Source organism: Craurococcus roseus, from assembly GCF_039523795.1.
Classification (GTDB): domain Bacteria; phylum Pseudomonadota; class Alphaproteobacteria; order Acetobacterales; family Acetobacteraceae; genus Craurococcus; species Craurococcus roseus.
The window spans coordinates 72,049-90,765 of record NZ_BAAAFZ010000047.1 but is presented as its reverse complement, the minus strand read 5'-3'; the positions used below and the strand labels follow the sequence as shown (position 1 = coordinate 90,765).

Sequence of the window (18,717 nt, the reverse complement as noted above, 5' to 3'; positions counted from 1 at the left end):
CCGCCGCCTGGGGGGAAAGCGACGGGCTTTCGGACAACGCCGCCCTCCCGATTCGGTTCCATTAATGAACAGAAATAAGTCCATCGATCCAGCCTTTTCGCCCTCGCGCTTCCCTGTACCTCGCCTGGCCTGCTGGGCGGGGCCGCGGCCAACAGCGTCGCAACCGGCGGGCGCGGCACCGCCCCGCCGTGCTGCTCGACCACTTCGGCCTGCTCCGCTACGCGCGGCGCGGCGCTGCTGCGGATCGGCGGCTGCGGCTTGCCGACCGCGGGAGCGGTGCTGGTCGCGCGCGGCCGGACCCGTTGTCGGCCCGGCGGCCGGCGCGTCCCGGACGCTTCGGCCCGGGGCGACCGCGGGCTAGGCGACCGGGGCGATCTCCACCGCTTCCAACGCACCGGTGAAGCCGGGCCGGCAGAACAGGCGGACCTCGACGCCGGCCAGGTCCGACGCGGCCTCGAAGGGCAGCTCCACCGCCATGCCCGCCTCCGCGAGCCGGGCCGCCTCGAAGGGCTTGGAGGCGATCCGGGCTTCCCCGACGTCGGCGGACACGTCCAGCACCGCCGTCCCCCCGGCCGCCCAGCCGGCGCGGAACCGGAGGCGGGCGACGTAGCGGCCGCTCGGCAGGGCCACGTAGGGGCCGTAGGCGCCGGTGCCCTCCGCGCCGAGGAATTCGAGGAGGCCGCCGCGCCGCTGCCCGACCGCTGTTTGGATGGGCGGCTTGTCGGCCGGGAAGCGCAGCACCGTTTCCTCGCGCCGGCCGGCCTCCCAGACCGTGAGCCAAGCCGGGTCCGGGCAGGCGTGCTTGCGGCCGAACCAGCCGGTGCGCGCCAGCGCCTGCTGGAAGTAGTCGTCGCGGAAGCCGAGCTCCATCCAGCCGTTCTTGCGGATCGCCCACAGCGAGTTGCCGTCCAGCCGCAGGCCCCACGGCATCGGGAAGCCGGGCGTGATCGGCTCGGCGCCGAAGAAGACGCGCCCGCCCGGCGCCAGCGCCCCGCGCAAGGCCCGCAGCAGGCGCAGGTGGTCGGCGCAGTGGTGGAAGCACTCGAAGAACAGCGCGGCGTCGAACCGCGCGCCGGCCCCCTCCGCCCACAGGAAGTCGGCGTTCACCACCTCCACCTCGACGCCCTCGCGCGCGGCGCGGCGGCGGATCAGCTCGCAGAAGCGCGGCTCGATGTCCACGGCGGTGACGCGGTGGCCGAGCTTGGCCAGCATGACGGTGGTGTTGCCCCAGCCCGGCCCGAACTCCAGCACACGGGCGTTCGGCGGCAGCGCCATCGCACGCAGCAGGAGTTCCACCGCCATGAAGTGCTCGCCCGCGGTCTGGCCGCTGCCGGTGCTGAAGGGGAAGGGGCGGAGCGCCGCGCGCTCCACGTCGAAGGGCGTTTCCTCGTTGGCGGTGGAGTAGGGGCGGCCGGCGACGTCGCGGTGGAGGCCGAGCTGGAACTCGCGGTACTCGGGCGAGAAGGGGTCCGGGGGCAGGGACGCCGGCGGCTCCATGCGGAAGGTGCCGAACACCGCGCGCAAGGCGTCGTCGGACACGCGCTCGGCGCGGTCGCACTCGTCGATCTTGGCGTCCAGTTCGGCGAGGTCGCGGATGGTCTGCAATTGGGGGGGCCTTCCGCCCGCGGCGGGCCGCGCGTTCAGTCGTCCAGGGCGTCCTCGGCGAGCGCCAGCGCCGCCCAGGGCTGCGTTTCGGAATTGCCCTCGCCAGACAGGACCGAGGTGCGGACTTCCAGGGCGCCGCCCTCCCGCGGCCGCATGGAGCGCCGGATCTGGTCGTGCATGACGGCGGCGAGCAGGCCGAGGCGGTCCCGGTGCTTCTCCTCGATCGCCTGGATCGCGGGGTGGCGCGACCGCCGCAGCGCCTTGAAGGCGCGCAGCGTCAGGGCGGCGCAGAAATTCCACTCGCCGCCCATGACGCGCCGCTTCCCGGCGGAGTCCACGAAATCGACCCCGACCGTGTCCTGCTTGCTCCGCAGCCGGCCCAGCTCGAACCGCAGGGTGGCGAGGCAGTAGGCGCCCAGGCCGTGGTCTAGGGCCGCCGCGAAGCGCTCGTCCTCCAGCACCGGCATCGCCCGCACCAGCGCCAGCAGCGCGGCGCTGTGGCAATCCATGAAGGGGACGGCCGAGCCGCCGCTCTGCCCCATCAGGAACACGGCGCTGGGCCCGCCGGCCACGTCGGTTTGCGTGCGCTGGAAGGCCAGCAGCACTTCCATCGCCCCGCGCAGCATCTCCCGGTAGCGCGCCTCGCCCGTGGCGGCGAGCATGTCCACCAGGCTTTGCGCCACGAAGGCGAGGGGGCGCGAGAACACGGCGCCGGCATCGCCGCCGCGGTGCGCGCCCAGCAGGTTCTCGGCGTAGACTCCGAGATAGCGGTCGTACAGGGCGCGCGCCTCGTCGCGCAGCCGCGGGTCGGACGGGCCGCCGTCCCCGGAGAGGCCGCGCACGCAGCGGGCGAAGGCGCCCAGCTCCGCGCCGTAGTCGTAGGAGACCGAGAGGTCCAGGGGCACGGCCCCGGGGGCGGCGTCGTGGCCGCGCAGCAGCCCGGCGCAATCGGAAACGCGGTCGTAGAACCCGCCGGAGGTGATCCACTTCCGCTCCGCCGCCACCAGCCGCGCGCCCCGCGCCGGCGCGGGGAACAGGTGTTCGCTGGCCACCCAGTGCAGGCGGTCCGGGACCCGGCCGGCCACGCGGAACGCCGAGACGCGCGCGGGTTCGCGCGGCAGGGAATGGATGCCGAGCGCGAAGCCCCGCATGCCGTCCCGCTGGGCCAGGCACCAGTACGCGGCGCCCGGCGCCGGGTGGCGGCGCTTGGCGGGCTCGCCGGCCAGGACGCGCAGCGGCGGCGCCGGCCCCGGCACCTCCGCGTGCAGCGCGCCGTAGCCGACGCCGCCGGCGCCGTGGCTGAGGTCGTCCTGCCCGATGGTCAGCACCACCTCGGACACGTCGCCGGCGGCGGGGTCGAGGTCGAGCGCCGCTTCCGCGTCGATCGCCATGGAGCGCGCGTCGAAGCCGTAGGCGTAGGTCAAACGGCCGAGGCGCAGCCGCGTCCCGCCGCCGTCGAAGAACAGCTCGCTGGCGTGCCAGAGGCGGAGTCGTCCGTCATCCCCGCGCCGGATGTCCCAGGCGGCGATCGCGTCCTCGGCATCGAGCGTGTGGCGGACCCCGCCTTGGACGAACTGCACGTGGTTGCCGGTCAGCGTGAGGTTGCGCGCGTTGCGGCCGTCGTGGAACCGCATGCCCACCTGGACCACCCCCTTGGGCAGGTCGCATTCGATCGACATGAAGGTGTGGGCGAAGCGGGCGCGGCCGCCGCCGTCGTTCGACACCTCTTCCAAGCGCGGGTGGCCGCGGCGGCGGAGGATGAATGGGCCGTGGCAGAGCGATGCCAGGAACCGGAAGGCGTCCGCCACCTCGCGCGGGTGCCGGCGCCAGACCGCCGGGAGCGTCAGGAATTCCAGTACCTTCGCGTTGTCGTCGGCCCAGAACCAGCGGTCGCCGCCGACTGCCGCTTCCGTTTCGGCGGCGGCGCGCGGCTCCGACGAGCCCGGCGCCACGGGCTGCATCAGGTAGCGGGCGATGAAGGCCGCGTAGGGGCCGGGGTCGGTCGGGATGTCGGGCGGCATCGCGGCTTTCGCGGAGTCGCCGCGGCCTTACCGGAGCGGCTTCCGCGGCGTCAACCGAGCGGCGCCGGTCAGCGCCCGCCCAGCCCGTCCCAGAACTCCTTCACCTTGGCGAAGAAGCCCTCGCTCTCTGGGGAGGAGCGGCCGTCCTTGGCCGCTTCCGCCTCGAACTCCTCCAGCAGCTCCCGCTGGCGGCGCGACAGGTTCTGCGGCGTTTCCACCACCACCTGCACGTACATGTCGCCGCGCGCGGCGCTGCGCAGGATGGAGAAGCCCTTGCCGCGCAGGCGGAATTGGTCGCCGGTCTGGGTGCCGGCCGGCACCGTCACCCGCGCCCGGCCGCCGTCCACCACCGGCACCTCGACCTGGCTGCCGAGCGCCGCCTGCGACATGCGGAGCGGCACGCGGACGAAGATGTTGGCGCCGTCGCGCTGGAACAGCCCGTGCGGCCGGACGCCGACGTCCACGTAGAGGTCGCCCGCCGGCGCGCCGCGCAACCCGGCCTCGCCCTCGCCGGCGAGGCGGATGCGGGTGCCGTCCTCGACGCCCGCTGGCACGGACACGGAAAGGGTGCGCTCGCGCTGCACCCGGCCGGCGCCGCCGCACACCTTGCAGGGATTGCGCACGGTGCGGCCGCTGCCGCCGCAGGTGGGGCAGGTGCGCTCGATCAGGAAGAAGCCCTGCTGGGCGCGCACCTTGCCCGCGCCCTGGCAGGTGTTGCAGGTGGTGGAGGCCGACGCGCCGCTCTCCGAGCCGGAGCCCTTGCAGGCCTCGCAGGACACGGAGGAAGGGACGGAGATGGTCTTCTTGGTGCCGGCGAAGGCCTCGTCCAGCCCGATCTCGACCGAGGTGCGGAGGTCGGCACCGCGGCCGGAGGCCTGGCGCTGCCGCCGCGCCCCGCCGCCCCCGCCGAAGCGGCCGAACATCTCCTCGAAGATGTCCTCGAAGCCGCCGAAAGGGCCGCCGGGACCGGCCCCGGCCCCGGCGCCGCCGCCCATGCCGCCCTCGAAAGCGGCGTGGCCGTAGCGGTCGTAGGCGGCGCGCTTCTCGGCGTCCTTCAGGACATCATAGGCTTCGTTGACCTCCTTGAAGCGGGCTTCGGCGTCCTTGTTCCCCTGGTTGCGGTCGGGGTGGAACTGCATCGCCAGCTTGCGGTAGGCCTTCTTGATCTCGTCGTCCGAAGCGTCCTTTTGGACGTTGAGGGTTTCGTAGAAGTCGCGCTTGGCCATGTCGGCCGGGTTCCTTCGGTCAAGGCGCGTGGAACGCCGCAGCGGTCACGCCGCGCTCCGGACACGCGGGCGCCCGGCCCCGAACGGCCGGGACCGGGCGCCACACATCTGGCAGAGCTTAACCCGACTTCTTCTTGTTCGGGTCAACTTCCTCGAAGTCGGCGTCCACCACCTTGTCGGACTTGCCGCCCGGGCCCTGGCCGCCCGCGCCGCCCTGGGCTCCGCCGCCGCCCGCCTCGTCGCCGCCCGGGGCGGAGGCCTGGGCCTCGGCCGACTGCGCCTTGTAGAGCGCTTCGCCCATCTTCATGGCCGCCTGGGACAGCTTCTCGCCCGCCGCCTTGATGGCGTCGGCGTCGCCGCCTTCCAGGGTCTTGCGCGCCTCGGACATGGCGGCCTCGACCTCGGCCTTCTCGGCGGCCGGGATCTTGTCGCCGTTGTCCTTCAGGGTCTTGTCGGTGCTGTGGACCAGCGCCTCCAGACCGTTGCGCGCTTCCACCTGCTCGCGGCGCTTGCGGTCCGCTTCGGCGTTGGCCTCCGCGTCCTTGACCATGCGTTCGATGTCGGCGTCCGACAGGCCGGACTTGGCCTGGATGCGGATCTGCTGCTCCTTGCCAGTGGCCTTGTCCTTGGCCTGCACGCTGACGATGCCGTTCGCGTCGATGTCGAAGGTCACCTCGATCTGCGGCACGCCGCGCGGCGCCGGCGGGATGCCGGTCAGGTCGAACTGGCCGAGCAGCTTGTTGTCCGCCGCCATTTCCCGCTCGCCCTGGAAGACCTTGATGGTCACCGCGTTCTGGTTGTCGTCGGCGGTGGAGAACACCTGGCTCTTCTTGGTGGGGATCGTGGTGTTGCGGTCGATCAGGCGGGTGAACACGCCGCCCAGCGTCTCGATGCCGAGCGAGAGCGGAGTCACGTCGAGCAGCAGCACGTCCTTGACGTCGCCCTTGAGCACGCCGCCTTGGATGGCGGCGCCGATGGCGACCACCTCGTCCGGGTTGACGTTGCGCGCCGGCTCCTTGCCGAAGAACTGCTTCACCGCCTCGATGACCTTGGGCATGCGGGTCATGCCGCCGACCAGGATCACCTCGTCCACCTCGTTGGGCGCCATGCCGGCGTCCTTGAGCGCCTGCTTGCACGGCTCCAGCGTCTTCTGCACGAGGTCGTCCACCAGCGCCTCGAGCTTCGCGCGGGTGAGCTGCATGACCAGGTGCTTCGGGCCGCTCGCGTCGGCGGTGATGAAGGGCAGGTTGATCTCGGTCTGCTTGGACGAGGACAGTTCGATCTTGGCCTTCTCGGCGGCTTCCTTCAGCCGCTGGAGGGCGAGCTTGTCGCCGCGCAGGTCGATGCCCTGCTCCTTGCGGAACTCGTCGGCCAGGTAGTCGATGACGCGCTGGTCGAAGTCCTCGCCGCCGAGGAAGGTGTCGCCGTTGGTGGACTTCACCTCGAACACGCCGTCGCCGATCTCCAGCACTGACACGTCGAAGGTGCCGCCGCCGAGGTCGTAGACCGCGATGGTGCCGGCCTTCTTCTGGTCCATGCCGTAGGCGAGGGCGGCCGCCGTCGGCTCGTTGATGATGCGCAGCACCTCGAGGCCGGCGATGGAGCCCGCCTCCTTTGTGGCCTGGCGCTGGGCGTCGTTGAAGTAGGCGGGGACGGTGATGACGGCCTGCGTGACCTTGTCGCCGAGGAAGGCCTCGGCCGTCTCCTTCATCTTGCCGAGGACGAAGGCGCTGATCTGCTGGGGCGCGTACTTCTGCCCGTCCACCTCGACCCAGGCGTCGCCGTTGTCGGCGCGCACGATCTTGTAGGGGACGAGGCCCATGTCCTTCTTGACCATGGGGTCTTCGAAGCGGCGGCCGATCAGGCGCTTGACGGCGTAGAGGGTGTTGGACGGGTTGGTGACGGCCTGGCGCTTGGCCGACTGCCCGACCAAGCGCTCGCCGTTCTTGGCGAAGGCGACCATGGAGGGGGTGGTGCGGGCGCCTTCGGCGTTCTCGATGACCCGCGTCTCTTTGCCTTCCATGATGGCGACGCAGGAATTGGTCGTGCCGAGGTCGATGCCGATGACTTTGCTCATCCGTTCAGGCTCCTTCGCGGCGGGCGGGGGCGGCCCGCCGATCGGCGCCGCGCCCGTCCCCAGTTGAGTTCCCCTTGGGGGTGGTCGGATGGATGGCGGACCCGCCCGCCGTGACCGGGGCGGGCCGCTACCCTGTGATGTATTCCGGCGCCACGGCCGAACAAGTGCGGGCGCCGGCGACGAGTGATGAAAACTTAGGCGGCCGTGTCCTGCGGCTTGGCGGCGGCGCCGGCGGCGACCACCACCATGGCGGGCTTCAGCAAGCGGCCGTTCAAGATCCAGGCCGGCGTCCAGGCTTGCAGCACGGTGCCCGGCTTCGCGTCCCCGGTGGCGGGCTGCTCGGCCATGGCCTGGTGGAATTCGGGGTCGAAGGGCTCGCCCACGACGTCGCGCCGGACGACGCCGTTGCGCTCCAACACGGAAAGGAAGGAGCGCTCCACGCCCTCGAAGCCGCCGCGCAGCTTGGCCAGCAAATCGCTCTCGTCCGGCGCGGGCGGGGGCAGGGCGTCGAGGCCGCGACGCAGGTTCTCCGCCGCTTCCACCACGTCACGGGCGAACTTCTGGATGGCGTAGTTGCGGGCGTCCGCGATCTGGCGCTCGGCCCGGGCGCGGAAGTTCTGGGTCTCGGCCTCAGCGCGGAGCCAGCGGTCGCGGAGCTGCGCCACCTCCGCTTCGAGGGCCGCGACGCGTTCTTCCGGCGTGCCGGCGGCCGCTCCAGCGGCCGTGTCGGGTTGTTCCGCCCGGTCGGGTGCCGGTGGGGTTTCGGCGGGGTCGCTCATGTGCATTCGTTCCGGCGCGGCGCGGCAAGGGCCGCGAACTGGCATCGCTTCGCTGGGGCCCGTTCGGGCGGACGGCGCTGAGGTAGTCTCTGCCGTCCGCCAGAACAACCGCCAAGCCACGCGGAACGGGACGCCGAACGGCGACGTCAGCGCGCGGACAGGGACTTCGCGCCCGGGGTGCGGCCGCCGCGCATGTAGTGCAATTCCGGGCGGTACCCGGGGGCGGCCCACCGGTTCAAGCGCCGCAACAGCCGCTTCGCGGGTTCCAACGGCTTCCAATCGGGCGCGTATGCCGCGTGACTGTCCGCGGCGTAGCCGGACGCGAGGGATGTCCTGAGGAAGACGGGGTGGGCCATGAAAACCTCGCGGCCAAATGATCTCGCGAATGCGAGAGCATTGAATGACGTTTTCGCGAGGAAGGCAAGCGCGAGTTTGCGTCCGGAGTTATTGTTCCGATTTCATATTCAACTCTAAGGTTGTGGGGTGGGTAGCCACACCCGGAAACTGGCCCCGGCGCCCTCTTCGCTCTCGATGGAGAGCTGCCCCCGGTGCCGGTTGACGATGTGCTTGACGATCGCGAGGCCGAGGCCGGTGCCGCCCGCGGCCCGCGACCGCCCGCGGTCCACCCGGTAGAAGCGCTCCGTCAAGCGCGGGATGTGCTCGCGCGGGATGCCCGGCCCGTCGTCCGCCACCGTGAACGAAACGCCCGGGCGCCCGCCGGCCTCGGCCCGCGCCACGCGGAGGCGCACCCCGCCCCCCTCGCGCCCGTGCCTGACGGCGTTCTCCAGGAGGTTGCGCACCACCTGCGCGAGCTGGTCCGCGTCCGCCGGCGCCGCGACCGCCGCGTCGTCCAGCTCTTGCGCCAGGGTCATGCGCCGGCCGCGGAGCAAGGGTTCCAGCGCCGCCGCCTCGGCGCGGGCGATTTCCGCCAGCCGAGCCCGGCCGACCGGCGGCTGGTGTTCGGCCAGCTCGATGCGCGACAGGCCGAGCAGGTCGTCGATCAGGCGCCGCATCCGCTCTGATTGCTCGGCCATGATGGCGAGGAAGCGGGCGCGGGCCGCCGGGTCGTCCTCCGCCGGGCCGCGCAGCGTCTCGATGAAGCCGATCAGGCTGGCCAGCGGCGTGCGCAGCTCGTGGCTGGCGTTGGCGACGAAGTCGGCACGCATCCGCTCCACCGCGCGCTCGCGCGTGCGGTCGGACAGGAGCACCACCAAGCGGCCGCCGTCGGCCAGCGCCGGTTCCATCGGCACCACCTGCGCCAACAGCTCGCGCGGCACCGGTACCGGCAGCACGAGGTCGGCCGACTGCGGCTTGCGCTGCGCGAGGGCCCGGTCCACGGCGTCCGCCAGCGCGGGGTGGCGCAGCAGCGCGGCCACGTCGCCGCCGAGGCGGTTGCCCCCGTCGCCCGCGCCGAACAGGGCCCGCGCGGCGGCGTTGGCGCGGAGCGGCGCGCGGCCGGGGGAGAGCACCAGCAGCGGGTCGGGCAAGCCTTCCACGATCGCATCGTCGGCCCGGCGGAGCCGGCCCACCATCCGCCGGCGCTCGGCCAGGTCGCGGGCGAGGCGGGCCACGCCGTCGGCCACCTCCCGCGCCGCGGGCAGCACCGGCGCCTCCGGGGGCGGTGGCGGCCCGCCGGAGTCCTCCGCTTCCTCTTCCTCGCCATCCGACGTGGCCGCGCGCCGCAGCGCTTCCGACAAGCGCTCCAGGTCGCCGATCCAGAGCCGCGCCAGCAGCAGCGCCGCGAGCGCGCAAGCGGACAGCGCCACCAAGCCGGGCGCGGGCGACACGTGCCCTCCCCAGAGCAGCGCCAGCAACGCCAGGACGGGCATCGCGCCGATCAGCCCCGCGGCGCGGAGGACGCGCCAGAAGGACGGTTCCGGCACCGCGGAACCCCCCGGCCGGGCGGCCGTCAGCTCCCCGCGGCGCCCGGCACCGGCGCGGGCTGCACCAGCCTGGGCTGGCCGGAGGCGTCGAGGGCGAAGATCGCCAAGCCGCGCTGCGCCATGCCGCCCGGGAGCAGGCGGATCGGCCCGTCGGCGCCCATCATCGCCTCGCCAACAGGCGGCGCGCCGAAGCGCGCCGCGCGGCCGGCCAGCGCGGCGGCGTCGTAGGCCACGGCGGCGATGCGCGGCGGCCGCTCGCCGAAAGCGGTCATGTAGCGGCTTTCGAAGCCGGCGCGCGCCGCCGGGTCCGGCGCGGGGAACCAGGCCTCCGCCAAGGCGGGCTCGCCGGCCAACCCAGTGTCCGAGATCCAGAGGGAGGTGCCGAGCAGGCGGGGCGGGGTCGGGAAGGCCGAGGCCAGCGCCGCGGCCGCCGCCTTGGCCGAAGCGCCGGTTTCGCCGAGCAGCACCGCGTCCAGCCCCTCCGGCCCCGCTTGGGCGGCGAGTTCGCGGGCCGCGCCGGCGGCGTCGCCGCGGGGCGGGCGCAGCACCGTCACCGGCGGGGGCAGGCCGAGGGCCGACAAGCGCGTCTGCATCCCCGTGGCGAGGCGGCGGCCGAGCTCGTCGGCCGGGGCCAGCAGGCCGAAGCGCCGCGCCCCGGCGTTGGCGGCGGCGGCCGTGATGCGCTCCGCCTGCTCGGCCGGCGTCAGCCCGAGCACCCACACGCCGCCCCCGGCCTGCGACGCGTCGTTGGTGAAGGCGAGCATGGAGGCCCCCCGCCCGGAGCGCACGGCCTGGGCGGCGGCGGCGGTCTCGGTGAGGGTGAGGGGGCCGGCGATGGCCCGCGCGCCCTGCGCCATGGCGGCTCGCGCCGCTTCCGCCGCGCCGGCGGCGGTGCCGCCCGTGTCGCGCGGCAGCAGCTCGATGCCCGGGTCGCCCTGGTCGAACAGCGCCAGTTGCGCGGCGTTGAGCATGGCCTGGCCGAGCTGGCGGTTCGGGCCGGACAAGGGCAGCAGTAGGCCCACCTTCTCCCGCTGCGCGCTCGGCAGCACCGGCGCGGGGATGCCGCCGAGCCGCGCGGGGGGTTGCGACACGCAGGCGGCGGCGGGCAAGAGCAGGGGCAGCGCCGCCAGGAGACGGCGGCGCCCGACGCCGCGCGGCGTCGCCATGGGGTGGAACGGACCTGGCAAACGAACCTCCTGCTGAACCCGGACGGGCGCCCTCCGCGGCCGCCGATGTTGCGCCCTCCGACGCCGGCGCGGAAGCGGGCCGCGGCGGCCGGCTGACGCTGGTGGCGACGCCGATCGGCAACCTCGGCGACCTGTCGCCCCGCGCGCTGGAGGCGCTGCGCGGCGCGGACGCCGTGCTGTGCGAGGACACCAGGGTCACGGGCGGCCTGCTGGCGCGGCACGGCGTGTCGGCGCCGCTGCTCCCTTTGCACGACCACAACGAGGATGACCAGACCCCGCGCGTGCTCGCGCGGCTGCGGGCGGGGGAGCGCCTGGCGCTGGCCTCCGACGCCGGGACGCCGCTGGTCTCCGACCCCGGCTACCGGCTGGTGCGCGCCGCCATCGCGGAGGGCTTGGCCGTGGGCGCGGTGCCGGGGCCGAACGCGGCGGTGATGGCGCTGACCCTCTCCGGCCTGCCACCGCAACCCTTCCTGTTCCTGGGCTTCCTGCCGCCCCGCGCCGGGCCGCGCGCCGCCGCGCTGGCGCGCGTGCGGGCGGCGGAGCGGGCCGGGCTTTCCGCGACGCTGGTGCTCTACGAGGCGCCGCACCGCTTGCCGGAAGCGCTCGCGGCGATGGCGGAGGCGTTCGGCGGCGAGCGCCCGGCGGCGGTGGCGCGGGAGCTGACCAAGCGCTTCGAGGAGGTGCGGCGCGGGACGCTGGCGGAGCTGGCGGCGCGCTACGCGGCGGAGCCGGCGCGCGGCGAGGTGGCCGTGGTGGTGGGTCCGGCGCCGTTGGAGGTCAGCGGCGAGGCGGAACTGGACGCGCGGCTCGACGAGGCGATGGCGGCCGGCATGAGCGTGCGCGACGCGGCGGCGGCCGTGGCGGAAGCGACGGGGTTGCCGCGACGGCGGGTTTACGCGCGGGCGTTGGAGAAGGGCCGGGAAGGGGCCGCGTAGGGCGGATGGCGCGCTACGCCGGCGGCAGCCGCAGCGCCCCGTCCGCCCGGATGGTCTCGCCGTTCAGCAGCGGGTTGGCCGCGATCGCCAGCACCAGCCGCGCGATCTCCTCCGCGCGCCCAAGCCGCTTCGGGAACAACGACATGGCGCGCAGCGACTCCTGCGCCGCCGGCGGCAGCCCGTCCATCATCGGCGTCTGGATCAGGCCGGGCGCGATCGTCACCACGCGGATGCCGCTCCGCGCCAGCTCCCGCGCCGCGGGCAGGGTGAGTCCCACCACGCCGGCCTTGCTCGCGGCGTAGGCGCACTGGCCGACCTGCCCCTCGTAGGCGGCGATGGAGGCAGTGTTGACCACCAGGCCGCGCTCGCCGTCCTCGCCCACCGGGTCGAGCGCCGCCATCCGCGCCGCCGCCAGCCGCATCACGTTGAAGGTGCCGATCAGGTTGACGCGCACCACGCGCTCGAACAGCGCCAGGTCGTGCGGGCCGTTCCTGCCCACCACGCGCGCCGGCGGCGCGATGCCGGCGCAGTTCACCACGAGGCGCAGCGGGCCGAGCGCCGCCGCCGCGTCCAGCGCCGCTTCCACCGCCGCCGGGTCCGCCACGTCGCCCGCCGCGGAGGCGCCGCCGGTGCGAGACGCCACCGCGGCCGCGTTCTCCGCGTTCAGGTCCATTGCGAGGACCCGCGCGCCCGCTGCCGCCAACGCCTCCGCCGTCGCCGCGCCGAGGCCGGAACCGCCGCCCGTGACCAGCGCCGCGATGCCCTTCACGTCCATGGTGCGTCCGCCTCCCGTTCAGCCGCCGCCGCGCAGGCGCAGCAGGAATTCCGGCCCCACGCCCGCCAGGTCGGTGACGCCGAGCATCGCCATGTCGCGCATGACCTCCTCCCACAGCAGCAGGATGGCGTGCCTCACGCCCGGCTCGCCGCCCACCGCCGCCGCGCAGATGAAAGGTCGGCCGACGAACACGAAGTGCGCGCCGAGCGCCAGCGCCTTCAGGATGTCGGTGCCGCGGCGGATGCCGCCGTCCAGCATCACCGCCATGCCGCGCGCCTCCTCCGCCACCGCCGGCAGCACGCGGAGCGGCGAGGCGGTGCCGTCGAGCTGGCGGCCGCCGTGGTTGGAGACGATCACGCCGTCCGCGCCGCTGTCCCGCGCGATGCGCGCGTCCTCCGGCGACATGATCCCCTTGACGACAAGGTGGCCCGGCCAGCGGTTGCGGATCAGCTCCAGGTGCTCCCAGGCGAGCCCGTCGCGCTGCCCGAAGGCGCGCTGGAGGTCGCGGGAGAGCACGGGCGGGCCGCGAAACGCGTCCATGTTCTCGAAGTGCGGCATGCCGTGGTTGAGCAGCGTGCGCAGCGCGGTGCCGAACAGCCAGCGCGGGTGGGTGATACCCTGCCACGCCAGGCCCGGCGTGGGCTTCAGCGGCAGGCTGTAGCCGTTGCGGACGTTGTTTTCCCGGTTGGCGGAGACGGGCACGTCCACGGTGAGGACGAAGGTGTCGAAGCCCGCCGCCGCGACGCGGTCCACCAGCGGCTCGATGCGCGACGGGTCGCCCGGCAGGTAGGCCTGGTACCAGGCGGTCGGGCCTTCCGCGCGCACCTCCTCCATCGGGATCAGCGAGGAGGCGCTGAGGATCATCGGGATCGCGGCGGCGGCGGCGGCGCGCGCGAAGGCGAGGTCGCCGCGGTAGGCGGAGAGCGCCGAGGCGCCCATCGGCGCGATGCCGAAGGGCGCGGCGTAGCGCCGGCCCAGCAGCTCCGTCACCGTCTCGCGGTTCGAGGTGTCCACCAGCACGCGCGGCACGAAGCCCCATTCGGCGAAGGCGTCGCGGTTGTCGCGCAGCGAGGCGTCGGTCTCGCAGGCGCCGGAGACGAAGCCGTGCAGCATCCGCGGCAGGCGCCGCCGCGCCGCCCGTTCGAAGTCCTCGAGCGACAGGAAGCCGCGCAGGTTGCGCGGGGCGCGGTCGGCGGGCCTCGCCTCGGACGGCTGCTGCGCCGCGGGCGCCTGCGGCGCCTGCTCCACGTCCCCCCCGTACGGGACCGGGCCCTCGGGTGACATGCGCCTGGCCTCCTCCCCCTTGTTTGGCCGCCAGACAAGGCCGAAAGCCGGGCCGGGTCAACGCGGCCGCGCCGGGGTCATTCCGCGTAGTCGAAGACCAGGCGGTACACGGCCACCGAGAGCAGGCGCGCGTCGGGGCTGGCGCCGTCCCGCGCCGGGGAGCCGCTCGCCAGCGCCTCCAGCACCAGCGTCCGGCAGGGCGCCGCCGCCGTGCCCTCCGGAGGGGCGATGCGGACGCGGAAGCGGTGCCCGTCGCCCTCGCGCTCCACGGACACGGCGCAGGGCAGGGCGTCGAAGCTGGCGCGCAGCGCCGGTTCCGCCGCGCCGTAGAGGTGGCCCACCTCCAGGGTCACGCCCGCCAGGGGGCGGTGCGGCTCCGGGCTGACCACCAGCGCCCGGTCCGCCATCCAGCGGAAGGAGCCCCCCGCGTCCCGCTCCGGCGAATGCCAGCCGAAGCCGAGGTGGCCCGAGTCCGGCGGCAGCTCCACCCGGTCGCCGAGGCGGAGCGGCGCCGCTTCGGCCGCCTCGGGCCCGTCGCCGCCGCTGCCGGCCAGTGCGCGCAAGGCCGCCGGCGCGTCCTCGGCGGCGACCCGGTCCAGCAGCAGGGAGGCGCACGCCTCGATGAAGGCGTCCACGCGCTCCCCGTGCGCGTCCATGCGGCGGCGCATCGCGTGCTCCATGGCGTCGAGCCCGGAGGCCATCGCGTCCTCCAACCGGCGCAGCCTGCCTTCCAGCTCCGCGACGCGCGCCGTGTCCACCCCGCCCGCTGGCGCCAGGGCGAAGCGCGCGATCGGCGCTTGCAGCCCGACCATGTGGATGTCCACGGCGAGGCCCGCTTCCACCAGGTCGGCCGGCAGCAAAGGCACGGCGAAGCGGAACACGCAGCCGCCCTCGGCGAGCGGCGCGGGCGCCTCCGCCGCCACCGCGCGCGCCGCCGCGTCGTTGACGCGGGCGTAGAGCACCGGCTCCAGCAGCCCGTTCGCCTTCTCCGTGGCGACGCCGCGCAGCACGCCGTGGTCGAGCCGCAGCGACTCCACGACCGGCGCCGGCGCGCCGAGCAGGCCGAACGCCGCGTCGGCCGATGCGATCTCCCAAGGTGGCGCGAGGTCCGGCCCGGCGACGCCGGCGCACAGGCGCAACTCGGCCGGCAACGCCACGCGCGGCAGGCGCGACACCGGCACCTCCACCGTCCGGCCCGGCTCCACGGCCTCGGCCAGCGCGAGCCGCCCCACCTCGACGCCGCCGCAGAACAGCAGCAGCGTGTGCGGCCCGAAGCGGCGCAGGCAACGCAGCGCGAGGCCGCGGCGGCCGGCGGACAGGGGCAGGAAAGGGAAGGCCGTGCCCGCGGTGGTCGTCGCCGTGCCGTCCATGCCCGGCGCGGCTACCATGCGGCCGGAACCGGAGTCCAGCGTGCCCCTCGACCGCCTCACCGCCTTCACCCCGCTGCCGCCGGAGCGGAACGGCATCGCCGACTACGCGGCCATGCTGCTCGGCGCCCTGGCCCGGCACTACGACTGCGAGGCGGCTTGCGAAGACTGGCTGGCGGACGCGCCGCCCGGCATCGCGGTGGTGGACCCCGCGCTCGCGCACCGGGCCATCGCGGGCGGCGACGGGCGCGTCCTGCACCAGCTCGGCAACAACCCCGGGCACGGCTTCGTCCTCGAAGCGCTGCGCCGCGTGCCGGGCGTGACGACGCTCCACGACCCCGGCCTGCTCCACCTACGCCAGACCGCCGGCGCGACGCGCGACACGCTGCTCGCCGGCCTGCGCGACGCGCCGCCCGCCTTCGCCCGCTACGCCCGCGGCGTCGCCGCGGAGGACCGGTGGAGCCGCGCCGACCACCTGCTGTTCGACATGGCCGGCGAGGTGCTCGCGCGCTCCCGCGCCGTGGTTGTGCATTCGCGCTTCGCCCGGAACCGCTTGCGCGCTTTGCACGGCGAGGCGGCCACGGCGCATGTCGAGGTGATCCCGCACCTCCTGCCCCCCTTCGCCGCGCCGCCGCGCGAGGAGGCGCGGGCGCGCCTCGGCGTCCCGCCGGACGCCTTCCTCGTCTGCACCGCCGGCTTCGCCACGTCCGCCAAGCGCTTCGACTGGCTGATCGAAGCGCTCGAAGCGGTCCCGGCGGCGCATTGGGTCCACGCCGGCGCGGAGCGGCCGGAGGAGTTCCCGCTTTCCGCCGCCATCGCCGAGCGGCCGGCGCTGCGCGGCCGGGCGCGGGTGGCGGGCTACCTGTCGGAAGCCGCGCTCACCGACCACGTCGCCGCCGCCGACGCGCTGGTGAACCTCCGCTTCCCCTCCGCCGGGGAAAGCTCCGGCTCGCTAGCGCGCGGCTTCGCGGCGGGGGTGTGCTGCGTCGTGTCCGACACCGGCGCCTATGCCGAACTGCCGCGCGACGCCGTGCTGCGCGTGCCGCTCGCCGGGGCGGCGCCGGCCTTGGCGGAGGCGCTGGCGGCCCTCGCCGCCGAGCCGGCCCGCGCCAGGGCGATCGGCGAGGCGGGGCGGCGCTTCGCCTCCACCGAAATGGCGCTGCCCGCCGTCGCGCTCCGGTACCGCGCGCTGATCGAGGCCTCGCGCGGGCGGCCCGTGGCGTCGCGCCCCGCCGCGCCAGCGAAGCCGGTCGCGCTCGCGCTCGCGCTCGGCCCCGGCCTCACCGCCGCGGCCGTCGCGCGGGCGCTGGGCGGCGTCGAAGGCCCGTGCCGCCTGTTGCTCGCGGCGCCTGACCTCGTGAGCCTGGCCGATCTCAGCCTGGAACGACCGGGCTTGCTGGACGGGCTGCTGCCGCCTTGGGCGGCGCTCCGCGCGATTCGGGTGCTGGACGGGCCGTGCGCCGGGCTCCTGCTCGACGTCGACGCCGGGCAACGCGGCGCGCGGGCGGCGTGAGCCCGGCGTCGCCCCTGCTCGCGGCGCTGCTCCGCGCCGCGTTGCCCGGACTGCGCACGCTCGACCTTGGCCCGCCAACGCTGTTCCCGTGGCTGCCGGATGCGCTCTGCGGCGCCGTCGCGGACGCAGACGCGCTGCCGCCCGCCGAAGCCGCGCTGCTGCGGCGGTTCCGCCACCCCGACGGGCGGCCCTTGGTCGGCTTCGACCCCGCCGCCGACGCCGCCCTGCTCGCCGGCGCGCCCGCCGCTTGGGGCGACGCGCCGGAGCGCTTGGTCCGCTTCGCCGCCACCCCGCCGCCGTCCGGCTTGCCCGCGGACGCCCTTCTCCTCCTGCCCACCGATGCCGATCTCCCTTCCGGGCCTCCGAGGGCGCGGATTCTGCTGCTGCTCGGCGCCGGCGAAGCGGTGGAGCGGCACGACCTGCTGGTGCCCCCGGCGCGGCTGGACGCGATCCACGCCGCCTTGCGCCGCGCCGCCGAAGCGCTCGCCGGCGGCGCGGCGCAGGGCGGGCGCTGGTCGGCGCGCGCGCTGGCCATCGCGGACGGCATGGCGAGCGTCGCCCTGCTGCCGGAGGAGGGGCAGACGCACCGGCCGCCGCTGTCCATCCCGGCCGCGGCGCTCATCCACGACGCGCCGGCTCCCGCCGGGCGGGACGGCCTCGAACTGCCCGGCACGGGGCGGGTCCGCCTGCTGCTGGGGGCGCCGCCCGCCGGCCGGTTGCGCGCCGTGCTGCGCGGCGAAGGAACGCACCGCGCCGCGTTGTTCGGCGACGGGCGGCGCCTCCCCGCCACCGTCGTCGAGCACCGGTCCGGCGAAACCATCCTCGAAGCCGAACGGTGGCCGCCCGGCGGCGCGGGCGTTCCCGTCCTCGGCGTGGCCGTGCCCGCGCCGGCCCACGCCGTCCTGTTACGCCTGGAACTGCTGCCGTGACGCGGCCGCCGCGCGTGCTGGTGGTCTCGCCCATCGCGTCGCACCCCGCGGACCAGGGGAACGCCGCGCGCATCCAGGCGATGGGGCGGGAGCTGATGGCGCGCGGCGTGGTGTGCGAGTTCGTCCACTACGCCACGGAAGGCTCCGCGCCGGCGCAGGAAGCGGCCATGTCGGAGTTCTGGCGCGGCGGTTTCCACAGTATCCAGCCGCAGCCGGTGGCGCGGGCGGGGATGCCGGGCGTCTGGGCCTTGGACGACTGGTGCCCGGCCTTCCTCGCCGACCAAGTCGCGCGCCTGCACCGCCGCGGGCGCCACGACGCCGTGCTGGTCCACTACGTCTGGATGTCGCGCGTCCTCGAAGGCATCGCCGGCGCGGCGCTGCGGGTGCTCGACACGCACGACCTGTTCGGCGACCGGCACCTCGCTGCGCGGGCGGAGGGGCTCGACCCTTCCTGGTTCTTCACCACGCGCGCGGAGGAGGCGCGCGGCCTGGCGCGGGCGGACCTCGTGCTGGCGATCCAGGAGGCGGAGGCGGCGGTCCTGCGGGAACGCAGCGCCGCGCCGGTGCTCACCCTCGGCCACATGCCGCCGCTGCGCTTCCTCGTCGAAGGCGGCGCCGAGCCCCCGCCGCCCCGCGCCGCCTTCGGCTACCTCGGCAGCGCCAACCCGTGGAACGTCGCCTCCGTGCGGGCGCTGGACGCGGCGCTGGCGGACGCGCCGGACCTCCCTTGGCTGCTCGCCGGGCAGATCGCGCGCCGCGACCTCCGCCTGCGCTCCCGCCCGGTGCTGCTCGGCCCGGTGCGGGAGCCGGGGGATTTCTACCGCGCCGTGGAATGCGTGCTGAACCCGATGGCCGGCGGGACCGGCCTGAAGGTCAAGACGGTGGAGGCGCTCGCCGCCGGGTTGCCGGTGCTCGGCACGCGCGACGCCTTCGCGGGGCTGCCGGCGGAGCACCCGGGCCACGGCGCGGCCGACACCGCCGCGTTGGTGGCGCTGATGCGGGAGTTCCGGCGGAGCGACGGCTTCCGCGCCGAACTCCGCCGCGCGTCCCGCCTGCTAGCGTTCCGCTGCGCGGCGGCGGTGGCGCGGCAGTACGACGAACTGGCGGCGCTGCTGGCGCGGGCCGCCGCCTGAACG

At 75.1% G+C, this 18,717-nt stretch carries 15 protein-coding genes; 4 read left to right on the top strand and 11 right to left on the bottom strand.

Annotated elements, in window-relative coordinates; translation table 11 throughout:
* Nucleotides 1-357: 357 nt before the first annotated feature.
* From ABD067_RS15635 to ABD067_RS15600, 8 genes are all read right to left on the bottom strand, one after another.
* On the bottom strand, nt 358-1,605 hold the full coding sequence (locus tag ABD067_RS15635) for a class I SAM-dependent methyltransferase (protein WP_343896273.1): 1,248 nt from the start codon (nt 1,603-1,605) through the stop codon (nt 358-360).
* Nucleotides 1,606-1,640: 35 nt separating this feature from the next.
* On the bottom strand, nt 1,641-3,626 hold the full coding sequence (locus ABD067_RS15630) for a hypothetical protein (RefSeq protein WP_343896272.1): 1,986 nt from the start codon (nt 3,624-3,626) through the stop codon (nt 1,641-1,643).
* A gap of 68 nt (nt 3,627-3,694) precedes the next feature.
* Nucleotides 3,695-4,852, bottom strand: a complete 1,158-nt coding sequence (dnaJ, locus tag ABD067_RS15625) for a molecular chaperone DnaJ (RefSeq protein ID WP_343896271.1) — start codon at nt 4,850-4,852, stop codon at nt 3,695-3,697.
* 118 nt (nt 4,853-4,970) lie between these two features.
* Nucleotides 4,971-6,971 (bottom strand): molecular chaperone DnaK, encoded by a 2,001-nt coding sequence (gene dnaK / locus ABD067_RS15620; protein WP_343896284.1) that lies wholly within the window; start codon nt 6,969-6,971, stop codon nt 4,971-4,973.
* A gap of 152 nt (nt 6,972-7,123) precedes the next feature.
* The gene (locus ABD067_RS15615) at nt 7,124-7,708 is read right to left on the bottom strand and encodes a nucleotide exchange factor GrpE (protein ID WP_343896270.1); all 585 of its coding nucleotides are present in this window, start codon (nt 7,706-7,708) and stop codon (nt 7,124-7,126) included.
* A gap of 146 nt (nt 7,709-7,854) precedes the next feature.
* Nucleotides 7,855-8,064: a hypothetical protein gene (locus tag ABD067_RS15610; protein ID WP_343896269.1), complete on the bottom strand. Its 210-nt coding sequence runs from the start codon at nt 8,062-8,064 to the stop codon at nt 7,855-7,857.
* A gap of 114 nt (nt 8,065-8,178) precedes the next feature.
* Nucleotides 8,179-9,591 carry an ATP-binding protein gene (locus ABD067_RS15605; RefSeq protein ID WP_343896268.1) on the bottom strand — a complete coding sequence of 471 codons (1,413 nt, stop codon included), beginning with the start codon at nt 9,589-9,591 and terminating at the stop codon, nt 8,179-8,181.
* Between the two features lie 26 nt (nt 9,592-9,617).
* Nucleotides 9,618-10,778: a penicillin-binding protein activator gene (locus tag ABD067_RS15600; protein ID WP_343896267.1), complete on the bottom strand. Its 1,161-nt coding sequence runs from the start codon at nt 10,776-10,778 to the stop codon at nt 9,618-9,620.
* Here ABD067_RS15600 and rsmI point away from each other — a divergent pair.
* Nucleotides 10,772-11,713 (top strand): 16S rRNA (cytidine(1402)-2'-O)-methyltransferase, encoded by a 942-nt coding sequence (gene rsmI, locus ABD067_RS15595; protein WP_408871564.1) that lies wholly within the window; start codon nt 10,772-10,774, stop codon nt 11,711-11,713. The two genes, ABD067_RS15600 and rsmI, sit on opposite strands and share 7 nt — an antisense overlap.
* Before the next feature lie 13 nt (nt 11,714-11,726).
* Here the strand turns inward: rsmI and ABD067_RS15590 are convergent, their stop codons facing one another.
* From ABD067_RS15590 to ABD067_RS15580, 3 genes are all read right to left on the bottom strand, one after another.
* A complete protein-coding gene (locus tag ABD067_RS15590) occupies nt 11,727-12,488 on the bottom strand; it encodes an SDR family NAD(P)-dependent oxidoreductase (RefSeq protein ID WP_343896266.1) in 762 nt (253 codons plus the stop codon).
* A gap of 18 nt (nt 12,489-12,506) precedes the next feature.
* The gene (locus ABD067_RS15585) at nt 12,507-13,772 is read right to left on the bottom strand and encodes an alpha-hydroxy acid oxidase (protein WP_343896265.1); all 1,266 of its coding nucleotides are present in this window, start codon (nt 13,770-13,772) and stop codon (nt 12,507-12,509) included.
* Between the two features lie 77 nt (nt 13,773-13,849).
* Nucleotides 13,850-15,142 (bottom strand): hypothetical protein, encoded by a 1,293-nt coding sequence (locus tag ABD067_RS15580; RefSeq protein WP_343896264.1) that lies wholly within the window; start codon nt 15,140-15,142, stop codon nt 13,850-13,852.
* Between ABD067_RS15580 and ABD067_RS15575 the strand changes: the two genes are divergently transcribed.
* The 3 genes from ABD067_RS15575 to ABD067_RS15565 are packed head-to-tail and all read left to right on the top strand — an operon-like array spanning nt 15,111 to nt 18,714.
* The gene (locus tag ABD067_RS15575) at nt 15,111-16,652 is read left to right on the top strand and encodes a glycosyltransferase (protein ID WP_343896263.1); all 1,542 of its coding nucleotides are present in this window, start codon (nt 15,111-15,113) and stop codon (nt 16,650-16,652) included. The two genes, ABD067_RS15580 and ABD067_RS15575, sit on opposite strands and share 32 nt — an antisense overlap.
* Nucleotides 16,649-17,581 carry a hypothetical protein gene (locus ABD067_RS15570; RefSeq protein ID WP_343896262.1) on the top strand — a complete coding sequence of 311 codons (933 nt, stop codon included), beginning with the start codon at nt 16,649-16,651 and terminating at the stop codon, nt 17,579-17,581. Before ABD067_RS15575 ends, ABD067_RS15570 begins: the two co-directional genes overlap by 4 nt.
* Entirely contained in the window at nt 17,578-18,714 is a 1,137-nt protein-coding gene (locus tag ABD067_RS15565) for a glycosyltransferase (RefSeq protein ID WP_343896261.1), read from the top strand. The genes ABD067_RS15570 and ABD067_RS15565 overlap by 4 nt, the downstream gene beginning before the upstream one ends.
* Nucleotides 18,715-18,717: the final 3 nt, after the last annotated feature.